This is a genomic window from Corallococcus sp. AB030 (assembly GCF_003668965.1).
In the GTDB taxonomy this organism is placed as follows: domain Bacteria; phylum Myxococcota; class Myxococcia; order Myxococcales; family Myxococcaceae; genus Corallococcus; species Corallococcus exiguus.
The window spans coordinates 1-16,806 of sequence record NZ_RAWQ01000105.1; the positions used below are offsets into that span (position 1 = coordinate 1).

The 16,806-nt window shown below is 69.7% G+C and carries 17 protein-coding genes and 1 pseudogene; 3 read left to right on the plus strand and 15 right to left on the minus strand.

Annotated elements, in window-relative coordinates:
- From D7Y15_RS23735 to D7Y15_RS23800, 15 genes and pseudogenes are all read right to left on the minus strand, one after another.
- Positions 1-550 (minus strand): annotated as a pseudogene (locus D7Y15_RS23735) (hypothetical protein); the annotation flags it as partial.
- Entirely contained in the window at positions 547-711 is a 165-nt protein-coding gene (locus tag D7Y15_RS44780; protein ID WP_158624425.1) for a hypothetical protein, read from the minus strand. The pseudogene D7Y15_RS23735 and the gene D7Y15_RS44780, both read right to left, overlap by 4 nt.
- Before the next feature lie 12 nt (positions 712-723).
- Complete coding sequence (locus tag D7Y15_RS23740) at positions 724-3,741, minus strand: PQQ-binding-like beta-propeller repeat protein (RefSeq protein WP_121754047.1); 3,018 nt, start codon at positions 3,739-3,741, stop codon at positions 724-726.
- A 13-nt stretch (positions 3,742-3,754) separates the two neighbouring features.
- Positions 3,755-4,348, minus strand: a complete 594-nt coding sequence (locus D7Y15_RS23745) for a hypothetical protein (RefSeq protein ID WP_121754035.1) — start codon at positions 4,346-4,348, stop codon at positions 3,755-3,757.
- Positions 4,345-4,659 carry a PqqD family protein gene (locus tag D7Y15_RS23750; RefSeq protein WP_120577474.1) on the minus strand — a complete coding sequence of 105 codons (315 nt, stop codon included), beginning with the start codon at positions 4,657-4,659 and terminating at the stop codon, positions 4,345-4,347. The genes D7Y15_RS23745 and D7Y15_RS23750 overlap by 4 nt, the downstream gene beginning before the upstream one ends.
- Positions 4,656-5,066 carry a S24/S26 family peptidase gene (locus tag D7Y15_RS23755; RefSeq protein ID WP_346728410.1) on the minus strand — a complete coding sequence of 137 codons (411 nt, stop codon included), beginning with the start codon at positions 5,064-5,066 and terminating at the stop codon, positions 4,656-4,658. The genes D7Y15_RS23750 and D7Y15_RS23755 overlap by 4 nt, the downstream gene beginning before the upstream one ends.
- 172 nt (positions 5,067-5,238) lie before the next feature.
- Entirely contained in the window at positions 5,239-6,501 is a 1,263-nt protein-coding gene (gene hisS / locus D7Y15_RS23760; protein WP_211486817.1) for a histidine--tRNA ligase, read from the minus strand.
- A 26-nt stretch (positions 6,502-6,527) separates the two neighbouring features.
- Complete coding sequence (gene asd / locus D7Y15_RS23765) at positions 6,528-7,370, minus strand: archaetidylserine decarboxylase (protein WP_120577471.1); 843 nt, start codon at positions 7,368-7,370, stop codon at positions 6,528-6,530.
- Positions 7,371-7,401: 31 nt separating this feature from the next.
- Positions 7,402-8,076: a hypothetical protein gene (locus D7Y15_RS23770; RefSeq protein ID WP_121754048.1), complete on the minus strand. Its 675-nt coding sequence runs from the start codon at positions 8,074-8,076 to the stop codon at positions 7,402-7,404.
- Between the two features lie 102 nt (positions 8,077-8,178).
- Positions 8,179-8,910: a metallophosphoesterase gene (locus tag D7Y15_RS23775; RefSeq protein WP_120526312.1), complete on the minus strand. Its 732-nt coding sequence runs from the start codon at positions 8,908-8,910 to the stop codon at positions 8,179-8,181.
- Positions 8,911-8,917: 7 nt separating this feature from the next.
- Positions 8,918-9,256 carry a TIGR02266 family protein gene (locus tag D7Y15_RS23780; protein WP_120577481.1) on the minus strand — a complete coding sequence of 113 codons (339 nt, stop codon included), beginning with the start codon at positions 9,254-9,256 and terminating at the stop codon, positions 8,918-8,920.
- 161 nt (positions 9,257-9,417) lie between these two features.
- Positions 9,418-10,347, minus strand: a complete 930-nt coding sequence (locus tag D7Y15_RS23785) for a PfkB family carbohydrate kinase (protein ID WP_120596391.1) — start codon at positions 10,345-10,347, stop codon at positions 9,418-9,420.
- Between the two features lie 127 nt (positions 10,348-10,474).
- Positions 10,475-12,004 (minus strand): MlaD family protein, encoded by a 1,530-nt coding sequence (locus tag D7Y15_RS23790; RefSeq protein WP_120577468.1) that lies wholly within the window; start codon positions 12,002-12,004, stop codon positions 10,475-10,477.
- A gap of 119 nt (positions 12,005-12,123) precedes the next feature.
- Entirely contained in the window at positions 12,124-12,861 is a 738-nt protein-coding gene (locus D7Y15_RS23795; RefSeq protein WP_120577467.1) for an ABC transporter ATP-binding protein, read from the minus strand.
- A 35-nt stretch (positions 12,862-12,896) separates the two neighbouring features.
- Positions 12,897-13,712 (minus strand): ABC transporter permease, encoded by an 816-nt coding sequence (locus D7Y15_RS23800; RefSeq protein ID WP_120577466.1) that lies wholly within the window; start codon positions 13,710-13,712, stop codon positions 12,897-12,899.
- A gap of 235 nt (positions 13,713-13,947) precedes the next feature.
- Here D7Y15_RS23800 and D7Y15_RS23805 point away from each other — a divergent pair, with 235 nt between their 5' ends.
- Genes D7Y15_RS23805 through D7Y15_RS23815 form a run of 3 tightly spaced genes read left to right on the plus strand, consistent with a single transcriptional unit; the run spans position 13,948 to position 16,799 of the window.
- Complete coding sequence (locus D7Y15_RS23805) at positions 13,948-14,511, plus strand: hypothetical protein (protein WP_120577465.1); 564 nt, start codon at positions 13,948-13,950, stop codon at positions 14,509-14,511.
- Between the two features lie 45 nt (positions 14,512-14,556).
- The gene (locus D7Y15_RS23810; RefSeq protein WP_121754036.1) at positions 14,557-15,963 is read left to right on the plus strand and encodes a hypothetical protein; all 1,407 of its coding nucleotides are present in this window, start codon (positions 14,557-14,559) and stop codon (positions 15,961-15,963) included.
- Positions 15,960-16,799 (plus strand): hypothetical protein, encoded by an 840-nt coding sequence (locus D7Y15_RS23815; RefSeq protein ID WP_126934939.1) that lies wholly within the window; start codon positions 15,960-15,962, stop codon positions 16,797-16,799. The genes D7Y15_RS23810 and D7Y15_RS23815 overlap by 4 nt, the downstream gene beginning before the upstream one ends.
- Positions 16,800-16,806: the final 7 nt, after the last annotated feature.

Below are 16,806 nucleotides of genomic sequence, written 5' to 3' on the forward strand. Positions count from 1 at the left end.
ACCCACCCCCCTCCACGGGCCACACCGCGACCAGCTCATCCGCGAGCACCGTCCCGCCCGCCTCACGCCACAGCCCTCCGAGGGTGCTCTTGCCCGCGCCGGAGTGCCCCACGAACAGCGCGGCCCGGCCCTCGTGCACCAGCCCCACGCCGTGGATGAGCAGCCCGCCACGCTTCGCCAGCGAGGACGCGAGCATCACCTTGATGACGTTCTCCACCGGGTACCGCCCGGATCCAATGACGTCCGCGTGGCACCGGTCCGGGGAGAGCAACGCGGAGTACCCGGCGCCCTCCACGCGCAGCGTCCCCGAGTCGCCAGGCTCCAGCCGGGGCAGCTCCTGCACGGTGGGGGGAGCAATCGGACTGGGCGGGTTCCGCATCACCAGCCGGGCGTCGGGAGCCACGGCATCCGGAGCGAGGAACGCGCCGAACACGCGCCGGAGCGGACCGGCGAGCGCGTCATCCTCCACATCGAGCGCCACGGTCCACCCGGCCAGGGTGATCCGAAGCGCGCCGTCACGGGGACCCGAAAGGGGGTCCCCGCTGTTCACGGCATGCACTCCGATTCGCCGGGGATAGTGCACATGGACAGCTGCGCCAGCGCGACGAAGGGCTGCTCCCACAGGATGGCGGGAGCCACGTACACGGCGGGCGCGGCCGGCGGCTTCGGCACGGAGGGACCCGCGGGAGGCTGTGAAGGTCGTTGGCTCACGTGATGGCCCACCTAGAAGGGCACCGGGAAGGCACAGATTCGACCATCCGTGGTGCCGACATGCAACCGGCTTACGGTGTGGTCGATGGTCGGCACGCCGATGGCCTGCGCCGGCCCCACGGTCACCTGCCCGGTGTCCGCCCCACCCTCCAGCTCCAGTTGGTGGACCTTTCCGTCCGTGCTGCCGACGTAGAGGCGCGCCACCCCGTTCTGGTTGAGGGTGAAGGAGCCGGACGGGTTCTCGACAGGCGTCGTCCACAGCAGCTTCGGCACGTTGGTCGCGTCCATCTCATAGCGCTCCACCGTGTTGTTCGTCCGGCTCACCACGAAGCCGCGCCCCTGGGGCCGCGCGAAGTGGGAGAACGTCCGCTGCGAGGCGCTGTCCACCTGGACGGTCCACGCAAGCGCGAAGGTGGATGGAGTCACGCCGTGCACCCGGCCGTCATTGGCGGTGACCAGGATCTGGTTGCTCGTCGCATTGCGGACCACGCCGAACTCCAGGTCGCCCAGTTCGAGCCGCGCCACCTCCGCGCCCGTGAGGCTGTTGAGCACGCGCAGCGTGGCCGCGCTCGTGCCCGACCGGGTCGGGACGTAGAGCCGGTTCGTCGTGTAGTCCATCAGCATGCCGCCGCTCACCATGCCCAGGTCCCCGGGCCGGTAGCGCCAGATGAGCGCGCCCGTGGCCGCGTTCAGCGCGACCACCTGGTTCAGCGCGGACGTGTTGCGCGTGGCGAAGATCGCCAGGTCCACGTTCGAGTACGTCGTCCGGTACTCCGGGTTCGCGTAGTCGAGCAGCTGCGTCACCGGGAACGAGCTGATGTTCCCCAGGCCCAGCGTGGTGTTCCTCCAGAGGAACTCGCCCGTGGCCGCGTTGAGGACCGCCGGCACGCCGGTCTGATCTCCCACGACGATCCACTGCTGCCCGGGCCGGCCCAGCAGCGGCACCACCGGGAAGCGAGTGGCGATCTTGCCCGCCATCTTCACCGGCCGGAAGCGCTCCGCGCCGTCCTCGGACGGGTTCACGGTGTGGGTGAGCGTGGCCACCACCGAATCGTTGAAGGAGCTGAAGATGCCCACGCCCAGCTCCGTCACGGGCTGCAGCGTCGTGTCCAATCCCACCGAGTAGCACCACAGCGGGTTGCCCGCCACGCGCGCCCGGGGCGTGGCCAGCAGCCCCTGCGAGGTGGGCTGGTTGCCCGGCCCGTAGCGCAGCTGATCATCCGCGTTGAACACGCGGTAGGTGTACGTCGTGCCGTTCGTCACCGCCGTGTCCGTCATGGACGACGCGGAGCTGAACTCGTCCTCGTAGGCCACCGTCGCGTTGCCCAGCACGTCACCCACCGCGTAGCGCACGCCGCTGGTCGGCGCGGTGTTGGGCGGATTCGTCCCCTGGGCGCGCAGCACCAGCGTGCCACCGTGGTTGAAGGGGTTGTCCCAGGTGAGCGTCACGCTGCCGTCGCGGGCCACGCCCGTGAGGCGATCCACGTCCGGTGCCGCGGTGACCGCGAGCAGCGTCATCGTCGCCTCCACGCGGATGCGCGGATCGTTCCAGCCCTGGTTCAGCTCCAACCGGTGGCGGAACGCCGTGTCCGCGAGGACGGCGGTGAAGCCCGAATAGGTGATGCGGAAGGTGGCCTCGCCGCCCACCGGGATGCCGGACTCCGACTCCCAGAGGTAGCTGGTCGTGTCCGTGTAGACGTTCCAGTCCCCGAACGCCTGCGGCCCCGACGCGGCCACGGAGAAGTAGTTCACCGCGGGCTTGAACAGCTTCACCTCGTAGATGGGCAGCGTGCCCCGGTTCTGTACCGTGTAGCCCACCGTCAGGGACGTGGCCGCCGTGGACACCGTCTCATGGCTCAGCCGCACGCGGTGCTCCACGATGCGGCCCTTGCGAGCCGTGACCAGGTCCCCCGCCACCGCCGAACCGTTGAGCGTCCCGTCCACCTGCGCCTGGAACTGGTAGCTGGCGCCGGGCGCACCCGACACCTGATAGCGCCACGTGAACTGCGCGGAAGCCCCCGGCGCCAGCTGCGCCACGCTCTCCGGCGACGGACCGGACACGAGCGACGCCGTCGCGTTGCCCAGCGGCACCGGCGCGCGCGGGCGCACCTGCGTGTACGCGTTCGTCGTGGACGTGTTGAACACAATCAGGCGCAGCGTCACCTGATCACCAGCGAACGCGTCCACGACGTCCATGTCCGCCGCCGCGACCAGGTTGCCCACGTTCGCCAGGGGCGAGTCCACCAGCGGCGCGTTCGAGTTGCTCGTGCGCGCCCGGACGCGCGCGGCCACGGCGCCGGCGGCGGTAGGCCTCAGATTGACCGCGAAGACGCCCGCGGACCGCACCGCCACGGACCTGCCACCGTCCTTGTTCACGGTGGTGAGGGGCACGCTGCTCGTGGAGGTGGGGTTGTCCACGCTCACGGTCGCGGCGCCGGTGCCGCGGTTCTCCACCACCACGCGCGCCACGGTGGAGCCGTTGACCGCCAGCACGCGCGGCACCAGCGTCACGTTCGCGGCCAGGATGCCGCGAGTCCATGCGGTCATGTTGTTGACGTTGAACGTGTAGCTCGTGCCGTCGCACTGGTCGCGGGCGTACGTGCCCGCCGCCAGGCGCTCGGTGGTGTTGTCGGTGGTGCGGTTCGACGGGCCCACCACGCTCAGCACGAAGCGTGCGGTCTCATTCCGAGCCAGGCCGCGCCCCTCGTCCACGCAGCCCCACGTGGACTGGAAGGTGATGCGCCGCTCGTTGGCGTCGATGTACTCGACCTTCCAGTTCGGGTTCTCCTCCGCGGGCAGGCCCCCCAGGATCTGGTAGCCCGTCGGAAGGACGAAGGACACCTCCGACACACGGGCGTCGCTCGTGGCCGTGGTCGTGTTCGTCACCTCCAAGACGAGGTCGGACGCGTCTTCCATCACCACGCGCGCGACGGTCTCTCCGGCGGAAGGGACGGGGCGCACGGTCCAGGTCTGGGAGAAGCCCACCGCGGGCAACAGCACGGCGACGAGCGCGAGGATGCGGACGTTCATGGCGTGCCTCACGTCACGGCTCCAGGGTGAAGGACGTGGCGGCAAGCTGCGCCCCATCCAGGAAGAAGCGCACCTGCCAGGTGCCCGTCATGCGCGTCATGGACACCGGCGTGCCCGCCACCGGCAGCGAATAGCGCAGCGTGCGCGTCTCGTCCGGCGGTGCCTCCACCGTCGCGCTGCGCTTCTCGTACGGACGTCCGCCCGGCGCGATGAACTCCACGTCCACCAGGCCCTTGTTCCGCACGCCGCTCACCACGAAGTCCACGTCCACCTGCTGCACCTGGGACAGGGCCGTGGGCTCCGAGCCCGCGCCCACCACCTCCGCGCTCCCGGTCGGGGGCGGCAGCGGCACCGGAGGCGGCTCCTCCTCCACGACTTCGTCAGGAGGCGGCTCTTCCGGAGGCGGCTCTTCGTCCGTGGGGCCTGGAGGCGGCGGCCGGGCCACGCTCCCGCCACCGGCCAGCACGTCCGTTGGATCCACGGGGGTGACGGGGCCGCTGCCCTGCCCCGGTTTCACGGCCGACGGCGGCGGCAGGGGGGACACCCCTTCCGAGCACGCCGACAGCACCATCGCCCCCGCCAGCACGGCCACGAGCGCCCGCATCATGTCTCCTCCAGAGGCGCGGCACCGGCCGGCGCGCGCACTTCGTCCAACAGACCTCGCCGCTGAAGCTCCCCCAGGAAGCCCAGCGTGTCGGTCAGCACCGGACCGACGTCGGTCGAAAACTCGGAAGCCACCTGCTCCGCCACCGCCCGGGCCGTGCGCTTTCCGTCGCACAGCGCCCAGATGCGCGCCGCCGTCGGGTTGAGCCCGCGCAGCGTGCGCCCCTCCGCGTCCAGCACCAGGAAGTCCGCGCCGAAGCCCTCCCCCGAGGTCCCCAAACGCTTCCGGGGAACGCTGCCTTCCTGAAAGCTCATGCGCGGCCCGTCCTTCCCAGCCACGCGGCCACCTGGCGCTTCAGCGTCGCGCGCCAGCGGCCCAGCCGCTGGGGCCCCACGTCCCAACGGTCCATCTCCAGCAGCGTGCCGCCCCGGCGCACACGCCGCGCCCGCCCGAGGATACGGACGAGAGGCAGCGGCGGATCTTCCATGGCGCCATTGTCCCCACGAAGCGCACAGAGGCTGCCGTCGCACCACCGCACCCGGTGCAGCACCAGCGAGGACTCGAAGCGCGCCAGCACCACCTCACCCGGGCGCGGCGCCTCCCTCAGCGGCTCCACCTCCGCCACGTCACCCGCCCGCAACGACGGCCACATGCTGTCCCCGGCGACAGGGATCCAACGTGGGCCATCGATCATGGAAACGGGCTGGGGAGCGCTCGACATTGCGGATGGAATCTTACTCCACCCTCTCAATGTCCGCGAATCTCCGAGGCCTCAATCCCCCAGCGATTCCCAGGACTTACGCTGCTTAACACCTTTACTCCCGGGTTTTCTGGGAAGACGGGCCGCCCCCTCCCCTCCGGCCTGGCGCGTCATGCCGGAGGGGGCGGTTGGATCAGGCCGCGGGGGCCGGAGCCGGGGCATCTGGCTGCGCGCGCACGGTGGCGGCGACGCTGTCGAGCGCCACGGGAACGGGCTCACCCCCGGCCATGGGCTTGAGCTTCGCCTGGCCGCTGGTGCGCTCCTGCTCGCCCAGCACCAGCGTGAAGCGGGCACCGGACTTGTCCGCGCGCTTCATCTGGCTCTTGAGGCTGCCGCCGCGCGTGTCGAAGTCCACCTTGAGGCCTTCGCGGCGCAGGCGGCTGGCGAGCTTCAGGCCCTCGTCCTGCGAGCCCTCGTCCGCCACGGCGATGAACAGGTCCGGCCGCTGGGTGAACGTCTTGCCGCTCTCCTTCAGCAGCAGCACCAGCCGGTCCAGGCCCATGGCGTAGCCCACCGCGGGCACGTCCGGCCCGCCCAGGCCCTTCATCATCTTGTCGTAGCGCCCGCCGCCGCCCACCGTGCTGGCGGTGCCCAGCGCGGGGTGCGAGGCGATGAACTCGAAGACGGTGCGCGTGTAGTAGTCCAGGCCGCGCACCAGCCGGTGGTTCACCACGTAGCGGATGCCCAGCGCGCCCAGCTTGCGCTGCAGGTCCGTGAAGTGCGTGCGGCACGGCTCACAGAGGAACTCCAGCACGTTGGGCCCGGCTCCGGCCACCGCCTGGCACTTCTCGTTCTTGCAGTCCAGGACGCGCAGCGGGTTGCGCTCCAGCCGCTGCTGGCAGTCCGCGCACAGCTCTTCCCGGTGCGCGTTGAGGTACTCCACCAGCTTGGCGTGGTACGCGGGCCGGCAGTTGTCGTCGCCCAGCGAGTTGATGTTCAGGGTGACGTCCGTGAGGCCCAGGGCCTCCAGGAACTGCACCACCACGTCCATCAGCTCCGCGTCCTGCGCGGGCTCCTTGGCGCCGTAGGCCTCCGCGCCAATCTGGGAGAACTGACGGTAGCGGCCCGTCTTCATCCGCTCGTAGCGGAACATGGGCCCCATGTAGAACCAGCGCGACACCGGCTCCTGGTTGTTCACCGAGTGCTCGATGTACGCGCGCGCCGCGGGCGCCGTGCCCTCCGGACGCAGGGACAGACTGCGGCCGCCCTTGTCCTCGAAGGTGTACATCTCCTTGCCGACGATGTCCGTCTCCTCGCCCACGCTGCGCACGAAGAGGGCCGTGTCCTCCACCATCGGCGTGCGCACCTCGCCGTAGCCGAAGCGGCCGAACAGCGTGCGCGCGGTCGACTCCACGAACTGCCAGACCTCAATCTCGCCCGGCAGAAGGTCGTTCATCCCCTTCACGCCGTTGATCTTCTGGCTCACGTGATGACTCCGATACGCGTGCCCATGCGAACAACCGCCTCCGGCTGCATGCTGTCATCCCAGCGCACGCGGCCGGGCTCGAAGCAGAGGATGACGGTGGAGCCCATCTCGAAGCGGCCCAGCTCGCCGCCCTTCTCCACCGGGATGCCCGCGCCGTAGTTGTGCACCTTGCCGGGCTGGCCCACGTGCGTGGTGATGTCCTCGTAGGACGCCTTGATGCGGGACACGCAGGTGGCGCCCACCTTCACCACCGCCACCTTGCCGGCCACGGTGTCCAGGTACGTGACGAGCCGCTCGTTCACGCAGAACAGCGACTGCTTGTTCTTCACCGACGCGGGGTTCACCGGCCAGAACTCACCCGGGATGTACGCATACCCGGTGATGGTGCCGCCCAGCGGCGAGTGGATGCGGTGGTAGTCGCGCGGGGACAGGTACACCGTCGTCCAGGCGCCGCCGTGGAAGGGCTTCGCCGCCTGCGAGTCACCCAGCAGCTCGTCCACCGTGTACTCGATGCCCTTGGCCTGCAGGCAGCGGCCGTTGTCCGCGTAGCCCACCTGGGACACCCGGCCGTCCACCGGGGACACGACGACCTTCTCGCCGGCGTCCACCGGGCGCAGGCCCGGCTTCAGGCCGCGGGTGAAGAACTGGGCGAAGGTCGGGTACTTCTCGAAGGCGTGCTCCGCCTCCTCCATGTCCACGTTGTACGCCTTGGCGAAGGTGCGCATGGCCCAGTGGTGCACCGGCGCGGGCGCGGGCAGGCGCGTGGCCAGGCCCACCGCGGAGGACACCGCCGACTTGGGGAGCACGCGCATCAACTTCATGAAGGTCTGTTCGTTCATCGAAGGTCGTCAGCTCTTGAAGGAGAGAAGTTCAACGCCCGCCATCGTCCACGGGCACCGTGCCGCCGTCCTCATAACGGCGCACGGTTCGCACGGCGCTCTTGGGTAACAGCGCCAGCACACGGCCGTCTTCAACCACCAGCACGGAGTCCCGGTGAGAGGGGTACCCCAGCTGGCAGGACGCCCGGTCGCTCAGCTGCCAGGTGTCCCGCATTCCCCGCCCCTCCACGGTCACGGCCGTGCCGCGGGTAAAGCAGCCCTCGAAGCCGGCCACCAGCTCGGAGGCCGGGGTGCCCGTCTGGGGCCCGGCAATCACCCCGGCGTCCGCCGGCCCGGCGTCCACCGGCTCCGCCGCCACGGGCTCGGCCTGGCGCGGAAAGTCCGTCGAAGAGGGGTCCATCGTGGGCAGCGCGCTGGCGCTGGCCACCGCGCGGCGCTGCTCCTCCTGGGCCGCCTGCATGCGCGTGCGGCCCTCCTGGATGCGCTGGAGCAGGGACTGGGACGCGAGGGAGTCCACGCTGTCCGCGGGCACGCGCTGCAGCTGCGCTTCAATCTCCCCGATGGAGGGGTCCAGGTACGCGTCGTCCAGCTTCTGGGCGTAGAGCGCCGTCCACCGGCGGCTGGCCTGCTCGAACTCGGGCGAGGGCGGCGCGGGCGAGCGGCTGCATCCGGCGGCGAACAGGAAGGCTGCGAGGCCAAGGCCCATGAAGGGCCGCTTCGAACGGGGGACCTGGGGGCGCACAGCCCCGGTTTATGCCACCTTCCGTCCAGCCGCGCCCCTTTTCCGCACGGGCGCGGGCAGGCGCGCCTACACGCCCAGGAACAGCCGCTTGCCGAAGTTGAGCGCCAGGTCCGCGTCGAAGATCTTCTGCGCGGAGGTCTCGATGTCGTACTCCACGCGCAGGTACTCCACCGTGCGCGCGTCCGTGTCGCAGATGACGAAGCAGGCCCGGTTGTCGTAGTCGCGCGGCTGGCCCACGCTCCCCACGGACACGATGTACTTGTAGCCCTTGCGCAGCACGAACTTCTGCGCGACCACGTCGTTCACCTCGCCGTTGCCAATGGCGAACGCGCGGCACAGGTGGCTGTGGCCGATGAAGGTGACTTCCGGAAGCTCCGCCACGTACGGCGTCAGCTCCCGCGCCTGCTCCAGCGCGAAGATGTACTCGTACGCCTTCGGGTCGATGGGCGAACCGTGGCAGAAGCCCACCTCGCCGATGCGGTACGTGTACGGGAGGCTGCGCAGCCAGGCCAGGTTCTCGTCGGAGATGACGTTGGCGCTCCAGTCGAGCGCGTGCCGGGCGGCGTCGTAGTAGTACGAGTAGTCCATCCGCCCCGCCACCGCCGCGTCGTGGTTGCCCAGCAGCGTGATCTCCGCCACCGAGCGCACCAGGTCACAGCACGGGTTGGGGGACGCCCCATAACCGACGATGTCCCCCAGCGACACGAAGCGGTCCACCTTCTGGTGCTCCGCCACCCTCAGCACCTCCGTGAGGGCCTCGATGTTGGAGTGGATGTCGGAGATGACGGCGATGCGCATGGGAACCCTAGGGGTGGGTTTGCTGCTGGGAGATGATGCGCCGCAGACTCGTCAGCGCGTCCGCGTCCAACGCTTCGAATCTCAGGCCCATGCCCGGAGGGCGGCCGGCCGGCTGCACTTCCTGCCGCAACCAGACGACCGTGGCCTGCGCCTGCAACTGCGTGTCCGTCGCCTGCTGGGTGAGCCTCACCTGCGTCCGCGTCCCCGCCGCCAGCGGGGTGCTCGTCCTCAAGAAGAGGCCGCCCTCGCTCAGGTTGGCGATGCGTGCATACAGGGTCACGTTCTCACCCTCGCACCAGCAGCGCAGGTGGGTGCCGACCCGCGCGTACTTTCGATTGTCGCTCAACCCGGGGACCTCCCGACGTGGCAGCTTCCCGTCCACGTCGGCGCTGAAAAAGGACGTCCGCACCGGATTTATTCATCCACTGCGTCCGCCCGAGCCTAGGAAGGGTGGGTGCGGCCCGTCAAGTTCCACACCGGGCCATCCGCCCTCTCGCCCGTGCTCCCCTACCCGCCCAGCGGGCCCAGGTCGTCGAAGTGGGTGAGCTTCTTGAACTCGGCGAAGCGGGCGTGGATCTCCGGGCGCTGCACCTCGCGCAGGCGCTCCAGGCTGAACTTCTCCACGGTGAAGGACGCCATCACGCTGCCCATGACCATGGCCTTGCGCAGCACCTGCTGATCCACCTTGCCGGCGCCGGAGCTGGCCAGGGTGCCCATGAAGCCGCCGGCGAAGGTGTCACCCGCGCCGGTGGGGTCGAACACCTCCGACAGGGGGAAGGCCGGGCAGGCGAAGATGTGGTCCTGGTCGAACAGGAGCGCGCCGTGCTCGCCGCGCTTGATGACCACGCGGGACGGGCCCATGGCCAGGATGGCGCGGGCGGCCTTCACCACGTTGTGCTCACCGGACAGCTGGCGCGCCTCCGCGTCGTTGATGAAGAGCAGGTTCACGCGCTGGAGCGTCTTGAGCAGCGCGGGACGGCTGCCCTGGATCCAGAAGTTCATCGTGTCCGCGGCCACCAGCTTGGGCGCCTTCACCTGATCCAGCACGCGCGACTGGAGCTCCGGGTGGATGTTGCCCAGGAAGACGTAGGGCGTCTCGCGGTAGGCGGCCGGCAGGTTGGGCGAGAAGGACTCGAAGACGTTGAGCTGGGTGTCCAGCGTCTGCGCCTCATTGAGCTCCCAGCCGTACTTGCCCTTCCAGCGGAACGTGCGGCCGGCCTCACGGGTGAGCCCCTCCAGGTCGATTCCGCGCCCGCGCAGGAACTGCAGGTGCGCCTCCGGGAAGTCCTCGCCAATCACCGCCACCAGCTGAACGGGGCTGAAGAAGGACGCGGACGTGGAGAAGTAGGTGGCCGAGCCACCCAGCACGTCCTCCTTCTTGCCGAAGGGCGTTTCCAGCGAGTCCAGCGCGATTGAACCGACGACGAGCAGAGACATGAAGGCTTCTTCCTGGGGGTGACCCGGCGCGGGTACGGCATCGCGTCAGGGCACGGCGCATTCCAGGGGAAACCCCGTGCCCGTGCCGGGTACGACACCTTCCCGGTAACGTCAAGGGGACAACGGTCTAGAAGGTCGGGATGCCCGTGGCGGTGATGAGGGACTTCAGGTCGTCGTCGGTGAAGAAGAAGCCCGCGCCGAAGAAGAAGTCGCGGCCGGCGATCAGGCGCCGGGTCGCCGCGTCGCGCTGCCTGGCGTTGAGGATGTCGTCCATGCCCGCCATGACGTACAGGTGGTCGAACGCCTGGGCCTTCAGCATGGCGCGCAGGCGCGGGTAGCGCAGCTCGTCCGCGGTGAAGTTGAACGCGTCCATCTTCAGGGTCAGCACGTCGTCGAAGAGGTGCAGGTCCGCGCCCACACCGCCCGTGGATTCGATGAGGCCCACGCGCAGGGTGGTGAAGTAGTAGCGCTTGGCGAACTGGAGGCTGACCTTGAAGGACTCCTTGGTCACCTTCTGCGTCTGGATGACCGGGTCCCCTTCCGACGGCGGGTTCGTCTGCACCACCTGCGTGCTGACGGAGCCGCGCGGGTCGTCGATGATCTCCAGCAGGTAGTACTTGTCCGGCTTGGGGATGAGCTTCAGCGTCAGGCCGTTCTTCGACGCGCCCTGGGACAGCAGGTAGCTGCTGAACAGGCCCACCTCCGTCTGGAGGGTGCTCAGGCGGGTGGCGAACTCGCTGACGTCCGTGACGGCCTCGCTGAGGCGCTGACCCAGCTGCTCGTCGGTGAGCAGCGCCCCGGCGGCGCCCTCGCCGTCCTTCACCTTGCGGGTGATGTCCTCCAGGTTGGCCAGGGTGTTGTCCAGCCGGCCCAGCGTCTGCTTGAGGCTGGAGACGCTCTCCTTGAACTCCCCTTCCCCGCTGCCCACGATGTTCTTGACGGTGCCCAGCACCTCGCGGACGTCCTGGGTGATGCGCTCCACGTTGGTGACGATGCGCGTCACCTCCGCGCCGTTGCCCTGGGTGAGGGCGCGCACGTCGGAGGACACGCCCTCCACGTTCGCCATGATGGTGTCCAGGCGGTCCGTGTTGCGGCGCACCGTCGCGTCCACCGAGTCCGACAGGCGGACCAGGTTCTCCACGATGCGCTCCAGGCTGCCCGCGCCCTTCTCGCCGCCCAGCACCTCGCGCAGCGCGCCCGTCACCTGCTGGATGTCGGAGGTGATCTGCGACAGGGACTCGAAGACGGCCTCCACGCCCTGGGTGTCGATGACGCGGCGGATCTGCCCGCCGTTCTCCAGCTCGGGCGACTGCTCCGTGCCGGGGTTCAGGTCCAGCAGGTAGTCACCCAGCAGCGACTCCGAGCGCTTGGTGACCGCGGCGTCCTGGCGCAGGTCCACGCCCTTGCGGATCTTCAGCCAGACCTTCGCGCGGGTGCCTTCCAGGCTGATGTCGCTGATCTCGCCCACGGGAATGCCGGCGATCTGCACGCGGCCGCGGACCGCCAGTCCGGACGCATCCCGGAAGTAGGCCCACACTTTGGTGGAGTCTCTGTCGCTCAGTCCGCCCTTCGTGGCGAACAACACGAACGTGATGAGGAAACCACCGGCGGCGAGGACCAGCAGGCCAACACGGAAGGGCGTGACGAGCTTCTTCACCTGATGTGACTCCGAGCGCTACCACCGGCCGCGCGCGACTCTAACGATTTGCATGCCGGGTGCCAGCTTTTCATGAAGGGCTGGAATCCTTGGGGGACCGGTTTCCCTGCCCCCATGTCCTAGTTCTTGCCGAACCAGGTCTGGAGGAAGACCTGGACGGCCGGGTGCTGGGACGCCCGCAGCTGCTCCGGCGAACCGTGCTCCACGATGACGCCCTTGGACAGGAAGGCGATCTGGTTGGCCACGTTGAAGGCGGACGCGATGTCGTGGCTGATGACCACGCTGGTGACGCCCAGCTCCTTCTGCGCGGTGAGGATCATGTCGTCCACGGAGTCCGTGGTGATGGGATCCAGGCCGGTGGTGGGCTCGTCGTAGAGGACGACCTTGGGGTCCAGCACCACGGCGCGCGCCAGGCCCACGCGCTTGCGCATGCCGCCGGACAGGTCCGCGGGGAAGCGGCCCTCCACCTCGCGCTTGAGGCCCATGAGGTCCAGGCGCTTGCGCACCTGTTCGCGGATGGCGTCCTCCGGCAGCGACGTGTGCTGGCGCAGGGGGAAGGCGACGTTCTCGAACACCGTCATGGAGTCGAAGAGCGCGGCGGCCTGGAACACCATGCCGAAGCCGCGGCGCACCTGCTGCAGCCCCTCCACGCTCATGGGGACGATGTCCTGCCCGTCGATGATGACCTGGCCGCTGTCCGGCTTGAGCAGGCCGATCATGTGCTTCATCAACACCGTCTTGCCGGAGCCAGAGCCGCCCAGGATGACGCAGGTGCTGCCCGCGGGCACGGTGAGGTTGATGCCGGTGAGGACCTTGTTCCCCGCGAACGTCTTGTGCAGGTCCACGATGTCGATCATGGCCCGCGCGGATCCGGGCGGAGTCTGGGGGCCCATCAGTGCATCAACATGCCGACGATGAAGTCGAGGATGAAGATGGCCAGCGCGCTCGACACCATGGCCTCCGTGGTGGCCTGGCCCACGCCCTTGGCGCCGCCGGACGCGTTGTAGCCCTTGTAACAACAGATGAGGGCCACGGAGAGGCCGAAGATGGCGCCCTTGAGCAGGCCCTCGTAGATGTCCGCTGGCGCCATCCACTGCTGGGTGCGTGACAGGAACGTGCCGGGGGAGATGCCCAGGCCGAAGACGGCGACCACGTAGGCGCCGCTCATGCCCGTGGTGTTGAAGAGCATGGTGAGCGCGGGGACCATGAACAGGCCCGCGAGCACCCGGGGCACCAGCAGGTACTGCACCGGGTTGACGGCCATGGTCTCCAGCGCGTCCACCTGCTCGGTGACGCGCATGGTGCCCAGCTCCGTGCACATGGCGGAGCCGGCGCGCATGGTGACCATCAGCGCGGCGAACACGGAGGCCAGCTCGCGCGTGAGCGTCAGCGCGACGGTGGGGCCCACCAGGCTCTCCGCGTCGAACAGGGCGAACGCCGTGGACGTCTGGAGGGCGAACACCATGCCGGTGAAGGTGCCGGTGAGCCCCACGATGAAGATGGAGCCCACGCCCACGAAGTCCAGCTGGGTGAAGAGGTTGTGCAGCCGGAACGGGCGGCGCACGCTCCAGCGGAAGACGTCCAGGCCCAGCGCGACCACGCCGCCAATGCTGCTGATGACGTCGATGATGCCCTTGCCGAGGCCCTCCACCGACTGGGTGAAGGCGCCGGTGAACCGGTTGGGTTTGCTGGGGGTCTCGGTGGTCATGCGTTCAGGCGGGCGACTCTACGTGCTCCGGACGGCGGCACAAGGGAACTGAGCGCGGGCCCATCCCACCCCCACCTCCATCGGCTGGTTGCCCGGGGGGCTCCCACGCGACGCGCGGGTGGGATGCGATGGGGCTTCCTCCGCCTGGGGTCGACCGTTATGTTGCGCGGCCCTCTTTACTTCCACGCCCGGCGCGCCCTTCAGGGGAGTTGCCGGGCCAGAGCGACACGACAGCATGGCTACTCAGAAGGTCGGCGGCGAGGTGGATGCCCAGTGCACCCGCTGCAAGATGAACCTGGCGCACACCATCCTCGCGATGGTCGGTCCAAAGATCGTGCGCGTCCGCTGCAACACCTGCGGCGGGGACCACGCGTTCCGGGGCACCGCGGGCGTCACGGACCGCCCCACCAAGGCGTCCACCCGCGCCCCTCGCGCCGCATCCTCCGGCGGCTCGACCCGCGCGGAGAAGGTGGTCATCTCCTTTGACGAGCAGTTGGCGGGCAAGGACCTCGCGAGCGCGCCCAAGTACAGCCCCAAGGACACCTACAAGGTCGATCAGGTGCTCCACCACCCGACGTTCGGCGTGGGCCTGGTGACGGCGGTGCGCGGCGACAAGGTGGACCTCACCTTCCGCACGGACACCAAGACGCTGGTGCACGGCCGGGGCGGCGTTCCGGCGGACAGGCCTGTCTTCAGTCCGCCGACGAACAAGCACACCGGACCGGCGGACAAGCCCCAGGCCGAGCTGCCCCCTGATTCGGAGGCCGCTGCTGAGATTTCCCTGCCTTCCGGGGATTGACCCGGAGGCCGGAGCGGCGGTCAACTGGGAGGCTGGGTTTCCCGTATGCGTCCGCCGCTCCATCTCGCTGTCTGCCTGCTGATGCTGGGGGCCGCCGTCGCACGGGCGGAACCGCCGGAGGTGGAGGCGACGCCCGGGCGCGTGATGCTCGGGGAGGACGTCACCGTGGAGGTGCGGGTGCGGGTGCCGAAGGGCGCCGGCCCCGTGCGCGCGGCGGCCTCCTCCGGCACCTGGGAGCAGACGCGGGTGGAGGGCGGCGCCGAGCGCGTCTTCCACTGGAAGCCTCCGCCGGTGCGCTACCCGCTGTGGGCGGTGCTCGCGTTCTGGGTGGAGGACGGCCACGCGCCGGAGGTCACCACCGTGCGGCTGCCCCTCTTGGGACGCACCACGCTGGACGTGTCCACGGCACCGGGCGCGGAGGTGGTGGTCGCGGTGGGCGACGCGCGCTTCGGCCCGGTGAAGGCGGACGGGCACGGCAATGCACAGGTGCCCGTGGAGGTGCCGCCGGATGCGACGGAGGCGCGCGTGCTCGCGACCCGGGGCACGCTCACCACGGATCGCCGCGCGCCGCTGGAGGTGCCCGCCGCGCGTCCGCTCGTCGCCGCGCTCACGCCGGATCCGCTGCCCGCGGAGGGCGGTGGCTGGCTGATCATCGCGGGTGACGAGGAGCGGATCTCCGCCTCGGAGCTGACCGTGGAAGCGGAGGGCGCCACCGTGAAGTCGGTGGATCCGGAGCGCGCGCGCTACACGGTACAGCCGCGCGCGGACGCGACGGACGTATCCGTCACCGTTCGCTGGAGAGCTGCTCCCGCCAAGGACGCGGTGCGGATTCAAGGCGCGGTGAAGCCCGGCGCCGCACGGCCCGCGGAGGGAATGACCATCATCCCGGACGCCCCCTCCGTTCGCCGTGCGCACGATGTCCGGGGCCCGGTGCCACGGACGTCGCTGTTCCTCCTGGGCGGCGCCGCGTTCGCGAGCGGCGCCAACGGTGGGCCGCTGCTGGGGCTGGGCGTGTCCGTGCCGCTGCCGGTGTGGCACTGGCGCGTGGCGGCGGAGGCGGAGGTGGGCCTGCGTCACGCGAGCCTGGACGGACAGCAGGGAGACACGGAGGTGCACTCGCGCGTGTGGGCGATTCCCCTGCTTTTGTCCGCGCGGGTCACCCTTTTCCAACATGGCTTCTTTCTGCTGGACGGCCGTGCAGGCGGAGGAGTGCTGGCTTTGAGCCATCACCTGTCAACGCAAGGCATTGAGACCGGGGACGTCTTTCCTGACGCGGTGGATGAGCGCAGAGTGCGCGCCATGGGATTCCTGGCCGCGCAGGGCGCCTATCGTTTGGGCCGTTGGAGCATCCTCACGGAGGTGCGCGCGGCCCTGGCACCGGTGGAGACACCGTCGCTGCGCGCCCAATTGGGTGGCGTGTCCGTGTCCGCGGGGCTGAGGTTCGCGCCGTGATGCGCGCGGGCCTGGCCGCGGTGGGGATGGCGGCGCTGGCGTGGGCCTGCACGGGCGACCCGGAGCCGTTGCCTCCGCCCACCATCGTCGGCGTGGAGCCCGCGACGCTGCCGGTGAACGCGAAGGACGAAGACGTCACCGTGCGGTTCGACGCGCGCTACAGCGTGGCCGTGGACTACGGCGCGGAGAAGGTGGATGCGCGCATGGGTTCAGGCCGCATCTGGATGGATGAGAAGGAAGCGACGGTGTCGCGCTTCGACCCGGCGGGCGTCGCCATCGTGACGGTGCCCCGGGGGCTGGGCGCGGGCGCGCACGCGGTGCGGCTGCAATTGGATGACGGGCGCGAGGCGGTGGCCGAAGGCGCCCTCACCCTGCGTCCTCCGGGACAGGAAGTCACCGAACCGCCCCTCACCGAGGACGGGGGCATCCTCATCCTCACCGACGCGGGGCCCATCTACGGCGACTTCGACGGCGGGGTCGACACCACGGACGGCGGCCAGCAGGTGGACGCGGGCCCCGGGCCGGATGTGCCGATGCGCGAGGGCGACATCACGGGCTTCAGCTTCGACGAAATCGAAGGCACGCGCGTGAGCCGGACGTCCTTCGCCATCACGGTGCGCGCCCAGGGCCCGAGGGCCGGGCACTTCCAGGGCTCGGTGGAGCTGAGCGCGTCGCGCGGCACGGTGTCGCCCACCAAGATTGGCCCCTGCGAGGTCGGCGTGTGCAACGCGAACGTCGTCCTGGACGCGCCCGCAGGCAACGTGCGCATCACCGCGAGGGACAGCTTCGGAGTGACGGGCGAGTCCAACACGTTCCGGCTGGAGCCGTACAAGTAGCGCCGCG